Below are 16,823 nucleotides of genomic sequence, written 5' to 3'. Positions count from 1 at the left end.
CCCGAAACAGCGACGGGCGCCGCAATGTGCAGCGCCCGCGCGACGACGTCAAAGCGTGGCCGGCGTTATTTCGCCGTGGCCTTGAAATCGAGCGCCTCAAACAGCGCATCCGGGTTGCCGGAAGCGGCGTCCATGACCAGCTGGCTGACCGGATCGCCTTCCGGCTTGCGCGACGTCGCCGAGAGGCTCAGCGAGCCGCTGTCCCGGATGAATTTGCCAAGGGCGCCGGTGAGCGCCCTGGCGCCGTCGCTGGAGCCGATCATTGACGGCAGCAGCATCTGCGCCAGCGCGGCCCAGCCGGCGCGAACCTGGGTTGCGTCGCTGTCGCCCTGTTCCTTCGCCTGCAACGTGGCGAACCGCTTCGCGAAGCCGCCGTCGGTAACGTCGAGCGACAGGTTTTTCAGCCGCGAGGCCAGCAGCAGTTGCTGGCGCCTGTCGTCGCTGGCGGTAAACAGCTCCTGACTCACATTGCCGAGCAGGCCGGTGAGCCTGACGCTGCCCATGTCCGCGGCGCCGAACGAGAGCGCGCCGATACGCAGGTCCTTTGTCGCCGCGTCCCACTTGCCGTCGATGGTCCCCGACAGGTCGAGCCTGTCGTAGCCCATGGCGCGCAGCTTGGTCAGGGTGGCGTTGACGGAGGAATCGCTGTCGTCCTCCCCGTCATCCTTCCGGGGTTGGGGCAGGTCGATCACCAGCCGGTCAAGGCTGGTTTTGACGGCGGTGGGCGCGCCGTTGACCGGGTCGCTGTAGGAGCCGGAGAAGCCCTGCACGGTGAACTTCACCCGCTCGCCTGGCGTCTCGGGGCTGGCGACATTCACGTCGATATTCTTCAGCGTCAGGGCGCCCGCCGCCGGCGTCAGCGACGCCAGGGACGATTCGTCGTCCTTGCCGGCGGCCGCGCCGTCCGCGAGCTTGCGGAACATGTCCGCGAGCTTCGCCGCGAGATTGCTGACGCTGCCCTCGCCGATGGCCACCAGGTCGCCCTCCACGGGCGCGACCTTCAGGCCGGAGAAGCTGAGACCGCCCTGGGCCACGGCGGCGCCGAACGACAGCGAGGCGATCTCGCCGCGAATGCGTGGCGCAGGCTTGTCGCCCCTTGCGTCCCTGGCTTTGGCGCCCTGGTCTTTCGCGTCAGGCTTGCCGGCGTCGCTGCTGTCGTCATCGTCGGCGTTGCTCTCATCGGGAACATCGAAGGTCATCCCGGTGACGGTTGCCTCGCCGAACGAGAACGCCTCCAGGATGTCCGCGACATTGCCGTAATAGGCGGCGCGGGCCTTTGGATCGAGGTCATCCGGGTTTTTCACCGCCTCAATGTCGGCTGCCAGTTCGAGCAGGGGCTGCCGGAGCAGACGGGCCCTGAAATCCTTGCCGGTCACGCTCTTGATGGCGAAGCTGGCGTCGTCGCTCTTCACCATGATGTCGCTGGCCGAGAACGCGCCATAAGCGGGCTGCAACTGGCGATCGGCGTCATTGGCGGCCGCCTCGGTGTAAAGCCGCGCCACCAGCGCCAGGTTGACCTTTTCCATGGCGGTCTGGCCGATGGAGCCGGTGGAGCTGGTTTCGCCCGCCCTGGTGGCGAACGTCGCGCCGCTGGAGGTGATGGCGCCCGCCACGCCGTTCTTCAGGTCAGTGATGGTGATCTGCTTCCAGGTGGATGTGGTTTCCGCCGCGTCGCTCTTCTGGACAAGCACCAGCTCAGGCAGCGTGGCCCGGCTGACGCTGATGTCCGACAGGCGCTTCGCCAACGGCGTGGCGTCCTTCCTGTCGAAGATGGCGCGCAGGCGCGCTTCGTCCACATTATCGCCGGCAACCTCCAGCCGGGGAATGCGCACGGTGAGCTGTTTGCTGCTGATTTCGATATCGGTCAGCGTGACCGGTCCCGCCGCCTCGGCGGCGCTGGACAGGCCGAAATGCCCTGGCGTCGCGATCGAGCCGATGGAAACCCGCACGCCATCCTGGCTGGCCGCGACGCGATCGAGGGTCACGGAGCCGGAGACCGGGTCCACGGAAACGCCAGCCACGTCAACGCCGACGCCAGCCAGGGCGGCCCGCACCTCATGCGCCGTCCACTGGGCGCCGCCCGCCAGCACGGCGCCGGTGATAACGAACGCCAGCGCGCCCCCCGCCGCGATCCGGCGCGCGGGGCGCCTGCGGGATTTCGTCCTGGCGTCGGCATGGGGCTGCGCATCGGGCTGCGTCAGTCTCGAATTCATGGGGGCAACGGTCCTCGGTGGCGCACGGTTGGCCGTGACTGCGGGCTGGTGGTCTGGTGCTCGCCCCGCATCCCGCGGGGAGGCGGCGGCGGACTTGTATAAGGCAGGGAGGCAAACGCCCGGTTTGTTCCGCGAGGCGTCATCAGGGCGCGGCTTTGGGCCTTTACCATGGCGGCCGTAGAGCAAATCCTGGCCCTGCGGGCAAACCTCGCCGCGCCGGCCCGGGCGCGCCAGGGGCCCTGGCGGAGATTACAGGGCGAACGACGTGCCGCAGCCGCAGGACGCGGTGGCGTTGGGATTCTCGATCCTGAATGCCTGGCCCATCAAATCATCGACGAAGTCGATCACGGATCCCTGCATGTATTCCAGCGAAACCGGATCAACCAGCACGCCGGCCCCGTCACGTTCGATGACGATATCGTCATCGGCGCGCTCGCGGTCGATATCGAACGCGTACTGGAAGCCCGAGCAACCGCCGCCGTTGACGCTGATGCGCAGCATCGCCCCTTCGGGCTCGCCCGCCAGCACCTGCCGGATCCGCCGGGCGGCGCGCTCTGTGACCGTAACGTTCTGCATCGCGGATGTTCCTGCAACATATGGCCGGCAACCCGTGGCGCCAGCCGCGGCTTTCCCTGGACCTGTCCCAAAGGTATGTCCACCAGGGCAAGGCTTCAACCACCCGGGTTTTAACCACCCGGGCTGCGAGGCCTGGCCGACGTCGCTGGCATGGACAGGCAGGCCATGGACCGGATGGAAGCCATGGCCCGCCCGGGGCGGTTCAGAACCGGCGGATTGGCGCGCACGCCTTCCGAAGCCGTGATTGTCGCGGCGGAACAGTTTGGGGGATCCTGGATGACGCACCTGCGTCTGCATGGAGAGCGGTGGACAGCGGCCTGGGCCTGCGACCCTGGGCAAAGTCGCGGGCGTCGCTGGCCCGATGACGATTCGCCGACCCGCAGCCCGTTCCAGCGTGACCGCGACCGGATCATTCACGCCACGGCCTTCCGGCGGCTGAAGCACAAGACCCAGGTGTTCGTGCAGCACGAGGGCGACCACTATCGCACCCGTCTCACCCACACCATCGAGGTGAGCCAGATTGCCCGGGCCATCGCCCGCTGTCTGGGCCTCGACGAAGACCTGGCCGAGGCCATCGCCCTGGCGCATGACCTCGGCCACACCCCCTTCGGTCATGCGGGCGAGGATGCGCTGGAAGCCTGCGCGCGGGCCATCGGCGGTTTTGATCATAACGCCCAGGCCCTGCGCGTGGTGACCCGCCTGGAGCGGCGCTACGCCGCCTGGGACGGGCTCAACCTGACCTGGGAAACCCTTGAGGGTTTGGTGAAGCACAACGGGCCGCTGCTCGATGCGCGCGGCCGGCCAACGGCGCGGTACGCCAGCCGCGGCGTGCCGGGGGCGATTCTGGAATACAACGCCAGCCACGACCTGTGGCTGCACACCCAGGCCAGCGCCGAGGCCCAGTGCGCTGCCATCGCCGATGACATCGCCTACAACGCCCATGACCTGGACGATGGCTGGCGCGCCGGCCTGTTCACGGCGGAGGACGTGCGCAAGGCCCCCTTCCTGGCCGGCATCCTCAACGAGGTGGAGCAGCTCTGGCCCGACCTGGACCTCGCCCGCACGATCCACGAGGTGGTGCGGCGCGTCATCACCCGTTTCGTCGAAGACGTCATTGCTGAAAGCGACCGGCGAATCACGGCGCTCGCGCCCGCGACCGCCGACGATATCCGTTTCGCGCCGGAGCCGGTGATCGCGTTCTCGGAGCGGCTCGCCGCCGCCGATCGCGACATGAAGCAGTTTCTGTTCCCCCACATGTACCGGCACAAACGGCTGATGCGCCTGCGCGAGGGTGCGGACGCCATCGTGCGTGATCTCTACGCCCGTTTTCTCGCCGCGCCCGAACTGCTCCCGGCGGAGTGGCGGCGTGACCTGAACGGTGAGGCGGGGGAGGACATGCGCCTGCAACGGCGGGTGGCGGATTATATCGCCGGCATGACCGACAGCTACGCCCTGGCCCGCCACCGGGCGCTGTTTCCTCATACCCCCGACGTCACCGCAAGGCCCGACACATGGGCGGACGGCTCCGATAGTCCCGGCAACTGAGGCTGCCTGAGCTCAATCATTTCTGCCCCTGGGATTGCTGGCCTTGAACGCAGCCGGATCGTCGTGGCCTTCGTTCCCGCCGCCTGTCGGCGGGTTGCGGGTCGCGCGCCGCGGCTCCCGCCGCCGAATTGCGGACGCGGCGAGGGCATCGCCAAAGCTGGCGTCCAGAACCGCCTGGCCGGCTGATTGGGTTTTGCCCTGACTCCTGCTATTGCGGGCGGCAGGATTATTGCGGGCGTCAGGCAGCGGAATTGACGCCCTGTGGCCGCCAGGCGTGTGAAGAAGCGTTTGCAATGAACATTTTTGATATTTTCGAACAGCGGCTGAAAACAGTGCTGGAGGGGCTTGTCGCCGCCGGCGCCATGCCGCAGGGGCTTGATTTCTCCCGGGTGGTGGTCGAGCCGCCGCGCGACATGAGCCATGGCGATCTCGCCACCAACGCGGCCATGGTGCTGGCGAAGGAGGCGAAGACCAATCCCCGCGCCCTGGCGACCCTGATCGCCGGCCCGCTTGGTGAAGTCGCCGGCATTGCCTCCGTTGAGATCGCTGGGCCTGGATTTATTAATATTCGTCTGAATCCAGAGGTTTATCTCGACGTCCTGAAGAACATTGTCAGCGATCCGCAGGCCTATGGCCGCGGCGGCGCCGGTCGCGGCGCGGTCAATGTGGAATATGTCTCGGCCAATCCCACCGGGCCGATGCACGTTGGCCACGGGCGCGGCGCGGTGTTCGGCGACGCGCTCGCCAGCCTGCTGGCGTTCGCCGGCCATGACGTGACGCGCGAGTATTACATCAACGACGCCGGCGCCCAGGTCGATGTGCTCGGCCGCTCCGCCTATCTGCGGTATCGTGAGGCGCTGGGGGAGGACATTGGCGAAATCCCGGCGGGCCTGTACCCTGGAGATTATCTGGTCCCGGTTGGCCAGGCCCTCGCGGAAACGCACGGCCATGCGCTGCGCCAGATGCCGGAGGAAGAGTGGCTGCCCATCGCCCGTGACGCCGCCATCGACGCCATGATGGCAATGATCCGGGGCGATCTGGCGGCCATCGGCATCAGCCACGACGTGTTCTTTTCCGAGCGTTCGCTGAGCCGCGGGCCGGATGGCGATCAGATTGGCGCGACCATCGCCGATCTGCGCGCCCGCGATCTGGTCTATGAGGGGCGTCTGCCGCCGCCGAAGGGCCAGCCGGTGGAGGATTGGGAGGACCGCGAGCAGACCCTGTTCCGCGCCACTGCCTTTGGCGACGACGTGGACCGGCCGCTGCTCAAGTCCGACGGCTCCTATACCTATTTCGCCGCCGACATCGCCTACCACCGCTCCAAATACCAGCGCGGCTTCGCCACGATGATCGACGTCTGGGGCGCCGATCACGGCGGTTACGTGAAGCGGATGAACGCCGCCGTCGCCGCCGTCACCGGCGGCAAGGGCAAGCTCGACGTGAAACTGTGCCAGCTGGTTCGCTTGCTCCGCGATGGCGAACAGGTAAAAATGTCCAAGCGTTCCGGTGACTTCGTCACGCTTCGTGATGTGATTGATGAAGTCGGGTCCGACCCGGTTCGCTTCATGATGCTGTTTCGCAAAAACGACGCCACGCTGGATTTCGATCTTGCGAAAGTGGTTGAACAGTCCAAAGATAACGCCGTGTTTTATGTGCAATATGCGCATGCGCGGTGCGCTTCGGTGTTCCGTCAGGCGGCGGAGGCGTTCCCCGGGCGCAGTTTTGACCGGGCGGCGCTGGTCGGCGCGGATGTGAGCGGACTGTCTGACGGGGCGGAGGTCGATCTGCTGCGCTGGCTGGCGCAATATCCGCGCGTTATCGGGGCAGCGGCGTCCGCGCATGAACCGCATCGCGTCGCATTCTATCTGTATGATCTGGCGAGCGCCTTCCACAGCCTCTGGAACCGGGGGCGCGACGCGGTGGCCTTACGGTTTGTTAACCAGGAGAATCCAGAGTTGTCGCAAGCACGGCTGGCCCTTGTTGATGCGGTCCGGTCGGTTCTGGCTTCGGGTCTCGGGGTGCTGGGGGTCGGAGCGCCTGAGGAAATGCGCTGAACGGACCGGTCGCGTCGGTCGTTGGTGTGCGTTCCCGGGCTGCCAGCTCACAAAAGGAAACGGAACGCGCCGATGACTGACCGATCCTCCTCCCGCGTTGCGCTCGATCTTGATGCGCTTGAAGCAGGCATCGCCGGCGCCGGCGAGCCTTCGCGCGCTGGCGGGGCGTCCGAAGACGCCCGCCTGGCTGAACTGGCCCGCATTGTCGGTCAGAATGACCGTTTTCGTGATCTGCTGCGCCCCCCGGGCGGCGGCGATCACATGGGCCGCTCGCAGGCTGCCTGGCAGGAGCCGGCGCCTGCGTACGCGGAAGATCCAGCCCATCTGCGGACGTGGGTGAACGCCCCGGCGGCAGGCTATGAGGCGGGCCATGACGCCGGCTATCAGGGGCATCAGGCGGTCGGCGGCGCCGGCCATCAGGCCGGTTATCCCGATCAGCAGTGGGAGCAGTACGGGCACGCTCCGCAGCCCGATTCATATCAGCAATCCACCCCGAACGATGTTGGTCCGGCGTCGCAGGATGCCTGGGATTCTGGTCATGCGGGGCAGGCGTGGGATGGTTCCGTGGCGGCGCCGGGCGGCGCCCGGGGCGGCGAGCCTGGGCAGAGGCATTCCGGGCAGGGGCATTATGGCGAGGGACGCCACGCGTTCGCGCCGGCGCTTGATCCGCTTGAGGCGATCGAAGGCGCGCGCCTGCGGCGGCGGCGGCCGTCACGCGCGCCGCTCTATGGGGCGGTTGCTGTTGTCGCCATGTGCGTCACGGCGTCCGCCGGTTATTTCGGCCTGCGCGGCGGCGGCGCGAGTGGAGGCGGCGAGGCGCCGGTGATTCACGCTGACGCTTCGGCCGTGAAGGTGAAGCCGCCGGCGGACAACGCCGCCGCGCCGGCTCCGACCAAGGAAATTTACGAGCAGATCGCCAGGGCGCCGGGTGAGACGAAGGTCGTCGCCAGCAACGAGCAACCTGTCGATGTGGAGCAGACCCTGCGTCAGCAGCGCGCCGCCGCTGTGGCCTCAGGCAAGTTGCCGTCGGAAGTCAGTGATGCTTCCGGCACCTTCGGCGCGCCAGGCGTGGCGCCGCTTCCAACCCATGCCGCCAATCGGGATCCGCGCTCTGGTCTGGGCGAGCCGCGCCGGGTGCGTACGGTTTCCATCGGGCCGGACGGCAAGGTGAGGGACGCTGGACAGCAGCAGGCCGCGGCTCCCCAGTCCGTGCGCGAAACCGCCCAGGCCGCGCCGGCGCCCGTGGCGAAGCCCGCGCCGCCAGTCCGTGCCGTGCAGCAGGCCGCGGTCAAGCAGGAGCACCGCGTGCAGCCGACCATGGTCGACAACACGCCGACGGGTTCGGTGGGCGCCGCGGCGACCGCCGCGCCGAAGCCAAAGGCTGTCGCCACGGCGCCGGCTGGCAAGGGCGGCTACTCAGTGCAGCTTGGCGCGCCTGGTTCCGAGCATGAAGCGAAGGCGATGGCGGCCAACCTCAAGCGCAAGTATGGCGTCCTGGCCAGCCATGGCACCGCCGTCGTCAAGGCGCAGTCCAATGGCCGGACGGTTTACCGGCTGCGGGTGCCAGGCCTCAGCCGCGAAAGCGCCACAAGCCTTTGCCAGCAGCTCAAGTCGGTTGGCGGCAACTGCTTTGTCGCTCAAGGGTAACCGGTTGGCGTGTCCGCCGGCGTCTGATGCTCACGGGGCTTCCATTGCGGGAGCCCTGCGTGCGTTTGGGGGACGAACTCCGGCCGCCCCGGCGGCGCTTCATGGTGCGATCGCCACCACGTCTCAAACTCCCCTGGAGAGCAGCACATGACCGCACGGGCCCTGATCGTTGGCCTTTCCGGCCCGGATCTGACGGATGACGAGCGCCGGTTCTTTCGCGAGATCGATCCGTGGGGGTTCATCCTGTTCCGGCGCAATGTCGTCGACCGGGCCCAGGTTGCCCGCCTGACGGCGGAGTTGCGCGCCGCGGTGGGGCGTCGCGCCCCGGTGTTGATCGACCAGGAGGGCGGCCGGGTGCAGCGCCTCGCGCCACCGGTGTGGCCGGCCTATCCGCCGGGCCGCGCCTATGGCCAGCTTGCATCGCCCTTCGCCCGGCGTGAGGCGGCCTGGCTGGGGGCCCGGCTGATCGCCCATGACCTGCATGAGGTCGGCGTCGATGTGGATTGCCTGCCGGTGCTCGACGTGCCGTCGCCCGGCGCCCATGATGTTATCGGTGATCGCGCCTATGGCGATGATCCGGCGACTGTGGCCAGCCTTGGCCGCGCCGCCGCCGAGGGGCTGCTGTCCGGCGGCGTGTTGCCAGTGGTCAAGCACATTCCGGGCCATGGTCGGGCCGGGGCCGACAGCCACCACGATCTGCCCGTGGTGGATGCGCCGCTGGCCGAGCTGGAGGCCCGCGATTTCGCGCCGTTCCGCGTTCTGGCCGACATGCCGCTGGCCATGACCGCTCACGTGGTGTTCACGGCCATCGACGCCGGGCGTCCGGCCACCACGTCGCCGGAGGTTATCAGCCGGATTATTCGCGGCGCCATCGGATTTAAGGGCCTGCTGATGAGCGACGATCTGTCGATGAAGGCGCTCAGGGGCGATTTCGCCGCGCGCGCCCGGGATTCGATCGCCGCCGGCTGCGACGTGGTTTTGCACTGTAATGGCGAGCGCGGCGAGATGGAGCAGATCGCCGCAGCCACGCCGCTGCTCAATGGCGCGGCGGCGCGGCGGGCGAAGATGGCGCTGGGTCGCATTCTTGAAACCGTTGAACCGCTTGATGTTGCGGCGGCGCGCGCCCGTCTTGCCGCATTGCTGACGCCGGCTGTTGCCTGACGAAAAGCATTTCTGGGCGGAAAACAGGCGTGCGGACCAGCTGGAGCTGGTCCGCATTTCCTTGTTTTGGCCGCGAGGGCCGCGTAGGTTTGACCTATATCAGGTCAGCCGCGCGGGCGTTGTCGACCCGGGAAAGGCCGGGGAACCGGCGCGGGCTGATGGCTTTACGCGCCGGGCGATCCATATCGCTGGCTGGCGGTTGGGAGAATTTCGATGGGTGGCGCAAGCATCTGGCACTGGGTTGTTGTCGGAGTGATCGTGCTTCTGCTTTTTGGGCGCGGCAAGATTTCAGATCTGATGGGCGACGTAGCCAAGGGCATCAAATCCTTCAAGAAGGGCATGCAGGACGACGAGGACGCGCCGCGCGCTCCGGCTGAACAGCCGCGCCCGCTGGAAAACCAGCAGGCGGCTGACGCGCAGGCCGGAGTCCGGAGCGAGGCGGGTCAGAAGCTCTGATCGCCTGGCCCGTGGCCCTGCCCGTCGCGGCGGCCCGCGACCAACGGTTGCGCATCGGCCGCGCAGACATGCCCTGAATGTCTGCGCGGGGCCGGGCGAGGTTGCGTGGGCGCGGGCCGGTCCACGCCTGAGGGGTTTTGGCGCTGGTCCGGGTCACCGGCATGATCCAGCCCGGCGCAAGGGCCGTCTCTCACGACAATCTCCGGGCATGTTGCGTTTTCACGAGGCCGGTTTCGTGAAAACGCAACATGCCCCAGGGCCAGCGAGCGCGGAATGTTCGATATTGGTTGGAGTGAATTGCTGCTGATCGGCGGCGTTGCGCTCGTGGTGATTGGGCCGAAAGACTTGCCCCGCGCCCTGCGCACCCTTGGCCAGACCACTGCCAAAATGAAGCGCATGGCGGCTGATTTCCAGCGCCAGTTCAATGAAGCCATGCGCGAGGCCGACATGGAGGAGTTCCGCCAGGGCGTCTCCGACGTGGTCGACACCGCCCGCGACCTGAAGAACAATTTCAATCCCATTGACCGGCTGCGCAACGAGATCAGGGACGCCATCGACGACAGCGGCGCGCCCAAGTCGCAGCCAGTGACCGATGCGTCGACCGCTGGCGATTACTTTACCAACCTGCCGGAGCAGCCAGCCCTGGAGCCGGCCGGGCAGGTGATCGCGGCCGAAGCCACGCCGGCAAAGGCGGCGACGCAGGGTGAGGCAAGGGCGACGGAAGCCGGGACGGAAACCTCCGGGGCGCCCGTCGGCAAGAAGCGCGCCGCCCGGCCGGGGACCCCGGAGACGATGGGTGAGGGCGTAGCGGAGCCCGCCAGCCGAAAGCCGGCGCGCGCGCGCCGCAAATCCCCGGCCAGCGCCGCGAAAACCGGCGCCTTGCCGGTGGATACGCATCCCGTTTTGCCGCCAGAGGCGCCCGCCGCGCCGAAACGGACGCGCGCCCGCAAGGCCGCGGCCGCCGACGCCGCGCCGAAAAAACCCGCGCCGCGCAGGAAGGCCCCAGCGGCTGCCGGCGACGTCAGCGCCGCTGATCCCGCGCCCGACGTCGGGGCTCCGCCGGCGACCGCGCCGTCTGATGAAGCCATCACGCCCGCCCACAAGCCCGCCAGCGACGGAACATCATGAGCGACGACGATATTGAGGCCTCCCGCGCCCCTCTGATCGACCACCTGATCGAACTGAGGGCGCGCCTCATCCGTTCGCTGATCGCGTTCGTGGTGATGTTCTTCCTGTGCTTCGCCCTGGCGCGTTACATCTACAACGTGCTGGTGTGGCCCTACGTGTTCGCGGCGGGCCCCGGGGCGGACGTGCGGCTGATCTACACGGCGCCGCTGGAGTATCTGTTCACCCAGATCCGCATCGCCGTGTTCGGCGCCGGCTTCCTGTCGTTTCCTGTGGTCGCGGGGCAGATCTACAAGTTTGTCGCGCCGGGCCTGTACAAGAACGAGCGTCAGGCGTTCCTGCCCTATCTGGTCGCCACGCCGGTATTTTTCCTGCTTGGCGCGGCGGTGGTTTATTTCATCGCCATGCCCGTGGTGATGAAGTTCTCCATCGGCCAGCAGCAGCTTGGCGGGGCGGGCGAGGCGACGATCCAGCTGCTTCCCAAGGTCAGCGAATATCTGTCGCTGATCATGACGCTGATTTTCGCCTTCGGCATCTGTTTCCAGCTGCCGGTCATCCTGACCCTGCTGGCGCGCGCCGGGCTTGTGACCTCTGATTTTCTCAAGGAAAAACGCCGTTACGCCATCGTGCTGGTGTTCGTGGTGGCGGCGGTGCTGACGCCGCCGGACGTTATCAGCCAGCTCTCCCTGGCGATCCCGACGCTGCTGCTCTACGAGGCGTCGATTTTCGCCGTGAAGATTGTCGAGCGCAAACGCGCCGAGGCGGACGCCAAACGGGCGGAGGAAGAGGCGGCGGAGGATTTGCCGACAGCCGGAGACGGCATCTGACCGACGCCTGAAACAATCCGCCGCCCCGGCCTGCAACGGCCGGGGCGGTTTCATTTCGGAAGCCGGGCAGGGGTTGACCCGGCGCGCCAGGGGCCGCAAACACCCCTTGCAAGCGCCTGGCGTCGCTCTTCCGGCGGCGCCTGCTTTCGTTTCCGTATCCGTTGCGCCTTGCGCAACCTGCGTTTCCGTATCTGTTGCGCCTCGCGCAACCTGCGTTTCCGTATCCGTTGCGCCGCGCGCAACCTGTCTGAACCCATGTATTGTCCGCGCGGGGCTGCGATCGCCCCGGCGGAGAATGCGCCAACCAGCGTGTGATCCCATGCACGACATCCGCCTCATTCGCGACGATCCGCAAGCCTTCGACCGGGCGCTCGCCCGCCGTGGACTGGCGCCGCTGTCGTCCCGGCTGCTGGAGCTGGATGACGCGCGTCGCGCCGCCATTCAGGAGGCCCAGACCGCCCAGGAGCGCCGTAACGCGTTGTCGAAAGAGGTCGGCGAGGCCATGCGGGCGAAGGACGTCGATCGCGCCAACGCCCTGAAGGCCGAGGTGGCGCGCCTGAAGGAGACGGCGCCCGAGCTGGAGCAGCGCGAAAAGGCCGCCCAGGCGGCGCTCGATCAGGAACTGGCGGCGATCCCCAACGCGCCGCTTGCCGAAGTCCCCGATGGCGCCGATGAGAGCGACAACGTCGTCAAAAGCATCTTTGGCGAGCGCCCTGACGCGCGCCCCGACCGCCTGCAGGGCGTCGCGGCGCCCAGGCAGCACTTCGAGCTTGGCGAAGCGCTCGGCCTGATGGATTTCGAAACGGCGGCGAAGCTCTCCGGCTCGCGTTTCGTCGTGCTGAAGGGGCAGCTTGCCCGGCTGGAGCGGGCGCTTGGCCAGTTCATGCTCGATCTGCATGTGGGCGAGCATGGCTATGAGGAAGTCAATCCGCCGGTGCTGGTGCGCGACGACGCCATGTTCGGCACGGCGCAGTTGCCGAAGTTCCGCGAGGACCAGTTTCGCGTGGTCGCCGGCGGCCTCACCCGGGCGGAATTCGAGGCCAGCGCCCGCCGCCATGCGGAGGCGGGCGTTGCGGATCCGGCCGGCCAGGCCTTCGCCGACTGGCAGGACAATGGCCACTGGCTGATCCCCACCGCCGAGGTGCCGCTCACCAATCTGGTGCGCGAGAGCATCGTGGCGGAGGAGGAGCTGCCGAAGCGTTTCACCGCGCTCACCCACTGCTTCCGCGCCGAGGCCGGCGCCGCCGGCCGCGATACGCGCGGCATGCTGCGCCAGCACCAGTTCAGCAAGGTGGAGCTGGTGTCCGTCACCACGCCGGAGGCGTCGCTGGCCGAGCATGAGCGCATGCTGGCCTGCGCCGAGGCGGTGCTGCAGAAGCTGGATTTGCACTATCGCGTCGTCACCCTGTGCACTGGCGACATGGGCTTCGCCTCGGCCCGCACCTTCGATCTGGAAGTGTGGCTGCCGGGCCAGCAGGCCTATCGCGAAGTGTCGTCGGTGTCGGTGTGCAATGACTTCCAGGCGCGGCGCATGAACGCCCGCTGCCGGGCGAAGGACAGCCGGCAAACCAGGTTCGTTCACACGCTCAACGGCTCCGGCACCGCCGTCGGCCGCGCCATGATCGCCGTGATGGAGACTTACCAGAACGCCGATGGCTCGATCACCGTGCCGGCGGCGCTGGTTCCTTACATGGGCGGCGTCACGCGGATTGAGGCCAGGGTCTGATACGGGTCCTGATGCGGGGCCGGCCTCCGTTCATGCCGGGGTGAAGTCTGGCCCTGGCATTCGAGTTGATGTGGTTTTCCCGCGTAGCGGCGATGGCCGCCGCGCCGGAGAACGTTTATGGACAGCCCCGCGCGCCGCGGGAGCGCCCTTTTTCGCACCCGGGAGATTGTTCGTGCGCATCCTGATCACCAACGACGACGGCGTGAACGCCGAGGGCCTCGGCGTGCTGGAGAAAATCGCCCGGGCGATTTCGGACGATGTCTGGGTGATCGCGCCCGAATCCGACCAGAGCGGCGTTGGCCACTCCCTGTCGCTCAGCGATCCCCTGCGGCTGCGCCAGATCGATGAAAAGCGCTACGCCGTGCGCGGCACGCCCACCGATTGCGTGCTGATGGGCGTGCGCCAGGTGATGAAGGAGCACCGGCCGGATCTGGTGCTCTCCGGCGTCAACAAGGGCCACAACGTCGCCGAGGATGTGATCTACTCCGGCACCATCGCCGCCGCCATGGAAGGCGCCATGCTGGGCATCCCGTCGATCGCCCTGTCCCAGTCGTTCCCGCCAGGCCTGCGCGAGGCCGCGCCGTGGGATTGCGCCGCCGTGCACGGCGAGGCGGTGGTTCGCAAGGTGCTGGAGCTTGGCATGGACGCCGACACCCTGGTCAACGTCAACTTCCCGCCCTGTCCGGCCGGGGAGGTCACGGGGATCGCCGTGACCGCCCAGGGACGGCGCGATCCCGGCCTGCTCGACATCGAGGAGCGCGCGGACGGGCGGCTGATTCCCTATTACTGGCTCACCTTCCGCCGCACCCCGTCAACGCCGCGCAACGGCACCGACCTGAAAGCCCTGTTCGACCGGAAAATCTCGGTCACGCCCCTGCGCATCAACATGACCGACGAGCCGCTGATGACCCGCTACGCCCGGGGGTTCGTCTGAGTTGCATGGCGTTTGTCCGGCGCTGGCTGGCGGTGGGTCTGCAACGGCGGACGAAACGCCAGCCAGGCTCCGCCAGTTCAGACGAAATGCGGCCAGATGCGACCGGATGCGCCAGGTTCCGCGCCGGGCGAACGACGCCTGGGCGGGGATAATTTCTTAATAAAATCCGCGCTGTAATGCCATGCAGGAGCGGCCGGGGCCGCGTGGTCCGGATGGCGGAGGTGCAAGGTGGCGGCGCTGGCGCAGTTGCAGACACGAGAAGACCTGGGGCGTCAGGAAACGGCGGCGTTCCTCCTCAACCTGCGGTCGCGGGGTATCCGGGATGTCGCCATCCTGCGCGCCATGGAACTGGCGCCGCGCGACATGTTCGCGCCGCGCCGTTTCGCCGATCTCGCCCGCTCCGACGTGGCGCTGCCGCTGCCGTGCGGCCAGACCATGACCTCGCCCATGCAGCTGGCGCTGATGTTGCGTGAACTGGCGGTCAGCCGCCAGCACCGGGTGCTCGAGATCGGCGCCGGCTCCGGTTATCTCACCGCGGTTCTCGGACATCTCGCCGGCGAGGTGGTGAGTCTTGAGCGCATGCGCACCCTGGCGATCGCCGCGGCCAGCCGCATCCGCCGGCTCGAACTCGGGCATGTGACCGTGGAAGTGGGCGACGGCCTCGCGGCCGACGTGGCGGCCTGGGGACGTTTCGACCGCATCATTCTCAACGGGTCGCTCGCCCACGCGCCGCCAGGCCTGATCGAGGCGCTGAACGACGGCGGACGTCTCGTCGGGGCCATGATCACGCCCCAGGGGCCCCGCCTGGTCCGGGTCGAGCGTCATGGTGAAGCCCTGCCGGAAACCCTGTGCGGCCCCCTGCGCCTGCCGCCGTTGCAGGCAGGGCTGGCGCAGGCGCTCTGAATTCCGTCCTGTCCCGGCCAAAGGTCGGGAGTTTCCGCCAATTATTGTTTTCTGTGCGAATTTTCTTCCAGGTGGGTCAGAAAGGGGCCGGGGGAGCCGGTTGGAAACCGTTGCTTAACCTGAATCCGCTTTAACTGCGTGTGTTGCGTAGCCGGTGGATTTCAAATGCCTCATTCGATTCCGACGAACCGTCCTGGAGTGCTGGCCCGGATAGCTGGCGTCAGCCTCCTGTCACTGCTGGCCGCGGCCTGCGCCGCCGATACCCAGCGTTTCGCCGGCATCGGCGGGGCCGATAACATGTCTACCGGCAGCCTGCCGCCGTCCGACGTGCCCGGCGCCGCCCCAGCCTATGGCGGCGGCTCCTACGGGGTGGCCGGCAGCGGGACTTACGGCGGCTCGTCCGCGGTGCAGACCTCGTCGCTGCCTCCGCCCTCTGGCGCGTCCAGCCCCTCTTCCAGCGGCTCATCCGGCTTCGCGGGCGTCCGTCCAGACGCCATCTCGGGCAGCGCCAATGGCTGGACCGCCGCCGGCGGCGCCACGGTGTCCGTGGGGCAGGGCGATACGGTTCAGTCCATCGCCGATCGTTATGGCGTGCCGCCAGCGGCCATTCGCGCCGCCAATAATCTTGGCGGCAATGGCCTGGCCCCGGGCTCAAGCGTTGTCATTCCGGTTTACAATCCTGGCGCCAGCTCCGTTGCGGCGGCGCGCGGCGCCGTCCAGCCGGCCGGTCGCGCCGTGGAGCACGCCGTCGCTCCGGCGTCGCGCGCCGCCAATGCCGTTGCGTCCGTCCCGGGCAGGGCCACGTATGCGGCCCAAGGCGCGCAGCGCGCCGGCCAGCCGCATGCCGGCTCAGCCAACGATCGGGCCGCCCAGGTTATCGCCGCCTCGCGCGCCGCGGTCCAGTCGCCGGTCAAGGCCGGCCAGCCGCCGAGAAGCCTGCAACAGCAGGCGCATGCCGTCGCCGGCCATCCGGGCGCCGCGACGCAGAAAGCCGCCTCCCAGGCCCAAACCGCAGTGCAGGCTCAGGCCGCCGCGAAGGCCCAGCCAAAGGCAGTCGCGCAGGTGAAGCCGGTTGCTGAAGCGCCCGCCAGGGCGGTCGCCCAGGCCCAGCCCAAGGCGCCGGCGGTTGAGCAGAAAGCGCCGGAGCGTCAGCAGGTCGCCGTCGCGGCGCCGCAGGCGCCCGCCGCGAAAGAGGAAGCCGCCCAGGCGTCCGGCGGGTCGTTCCGCTGGCCGGCGCGCGGCCGCATCATTCAGGGCTTTAACGGCCGCAGCGGCAATGAGGGCATCAATATCGCCCTGCCGGAAGGCACGCCCGTCAAGGCGGCTGAGGGCGGCGTCGTCGCTTACGCCGGCAGCGAGCTGAAAGGTTATGGCAATCTGGTGCTGATCCGCCACGAGAACGGCTGGGTCTCCGCCTACGCCAATAACGGCGAACTGACGGTGAAGCGCGGCGACAAGGTCAGTCGCGGCCAGACGGTGGCGAAATCCGGCCAGTCCGGCAATGTCTCCACGCCGCAGTTGCATTTCGAATTGCGCAAGGGGTCCACGCCCGTGGATCCGATGCCCCATCTCGCCGGAGGTTGAGACCCCACCGGAGAAACAGAAAACGCCCCGGAGCCCCTCCCGGGGCGTTTTCTGCGTTTGAAAGGCAAATCT

At 67.9% G+C, this 16,823-nt stretch carries 13 protein-coding genes; 11 read left to right on the top strand and 2 right to left on the bottom strand.

Translation table 11 applies throughout. The features are described from left to right. Nucleotides 1–65: 65 nt before the first annotated feature. Entirely contained in the window at nt 66–2,213 is a 2,148-nt protein-coding gene (locus EV666_RS04195) for a hypothetical protein (RefSeq protein WP_132003545.1), read from the bottom strand. A 249-nt stretch (nt 2,214–2,462) separates the two neighbouring features. Then, nucleotides 2,463–2,789 carry an iron-sulfur cluster insertion protein ErpA gene (gene erpA / locus EV666_RS04190; RefSeq protein ID WP_132003542.1) on the bottom strand — a complete coding sequence of 109 codons (327 nt, stop codon included), beginning with the start codon at nt 2,787–2,789 and terminating at the stop codon, nt 2,463–2,465. Nucleotides 2,790–3,065: 276 nt separating this feature from the next. Between erpA and EV666_RS04185 the strand changes: the two genes are divergently transcribed. The 11 genes from EV666_RS04185 (at nt 3,066) to EV666_RS04135 (ending at nt 16,751) form a co-directional block, all read left to right on the top strand. Next, nucleotides 3,066–4,334, top strand: a complete 1,269-nt coding sequence (locus EV666_RS04185; protein WP_132003539.1) for a deoxyguanosinetriphosphate triphosphohydrolase — start codon at nt 3,066–3,068, stop codon at nt 4,332–4,334. A 293-nt stretch (nt 4,335–4,627) separates the two neighbouring features. Beyond that, a complete protein-coding gene (argS, locus tag EV666_RS04180; protein WP_132003536.1) occupies nt 4,628–6,388 on the top strand; it encodes an arginine--tRNA ligase in 1,761 nt (586 codons plus the stop codon). A gap of 72 nt (nt 6,389–6,460) precedes the next feature. Beyond that, nucleotides 6,461–8,035, top strand: a complete 1,575-nt coding sequence (locus EV666_RS04175) for an SPOR domain-containing protein (protein ID WP_132003533.1) — start codon at nt 6,461–6,463, stop codon at nt 8,033–8,035. Nucleotides 8,036–8,182: 147 nt separating this feature from the next. Then, nucleotides 8,183–9,196: a beta-N-acetylhexosaminidase gene (gene nagZ / locus EV666_RS04170; RefSeq protein ID WP_132003530.1), complete on the top strand. Its 1,014-nt coding sequence runs from the start codon at nt 8,183–8,185 to the stop codon at nt 9,194–9,196. Between the two features lie 213 nt (nt 9,197–9,409). Next, nucleotides 9,410–9,652: a twin-arginine translocase TatA/TatE family subunit gene (locus EV666_RS04165; RefSeq protein WP_132003527.1), complete on the top strand. Its 243-nt coding sequence runs from the start codon at nt 9,410–9,412 to the stop codon at nt 9,650–9,652. A gap of 273 nt (nt 9,653–9,925) precedes the next feature. Further along, nucleotides 9,926–10,780, top strand: a complete 855-nt coding sequence (gene tatB, locus EV666_RS04160) for a Sec-independent protein translocase protein TatB (RefSeq protein ID WP_132003524.1) — start codon at nt 9,926–9,928, stop codon at nt 10,778–10,780. Further along, nucleotides 10,777–11,604 carry a twin-arginine translocase subunit TatC gene (tatC, locus tag EV666_RS04155; protein WP_132003521.1) on the top strand — a complete coding sequence of 276 codons (828 nt, stop codon included), beginning with the start codon at nt 10,777–10,779 and terminating at the stop codon, nt 11,602–11,604. The genes tatB and tatC overlap by 4 nt, the downstream gene beginning before the upstream one ends. 319 nt (nt 11,605–11,923) lie before the next feature. Then, nucleotides 11,924–13,330, top strand: coding sequence for a serine--tRNA ligase (gene serS, locus EV666_RS04150; protein WP_132003518.1), 1,407 nt, complete (start codon nt 11,924–11,926; stop codon nt 13,328–13,330). 172 nt (nt 13,331–13,502) lie between these two features. Beyond that, the gene (gene surE / locus EV666_RS04145) at nt 13,503–14,264 is read left to right on the top strand and encodes a 5'/3'-nucleotidase SurE (protein ID WP_132003515.1); all 762 of its coding nucleotides are present in this window, start codon (nt 13,503–13,505) and stop codon (nt 14,262–14,264) included. Nucleotides 14,265–14,492: 228 nt separating this feature from the next. After that, a complete protein-coding gene (locus EV666_RS04140) occupies nt 14,493–15,167 on the top strand; it encodes a protein-L-isoaspartate O-methyltransferase family protein (RefSeq protein ID WP_132003512.1) in 675 nt (224 codons plus the stop codon). A 165-nt stretch (nt 15,168–15,332) separates the two neighbouring features. Continuing rightward, nucleotides 15,333–16,751: a LysM peptidoglycan-binding domain-containing M23 family metallopeptidase gene (locus tag EV666_RS04135; protein ID WP_132003509.1), complete on the top strand. Its 1,419-nt coding sequence runs from the start codon at nt 15,333–15,335 to the stop codon at nt 16,749–16,751. Nucleotides 16,752–16,823: the final 72 nt, after the last annotated feature.

Origin of the sequence: Camelimonas lactis (genome assembly GCF_004342915.1) — a bacterium.
Classification (GTDB): domain Bacteria; phylum Pseudomonadota; class Alphaproteobacteria; order Rhizobiales; family Beijerinckiaceae; genus Camelimonas; species Camelimonas lactis.
Note: the sequence above shows the minus strand (reverse complement) of the source record. Positions and strands in the feature narration are given on the sequence as shown.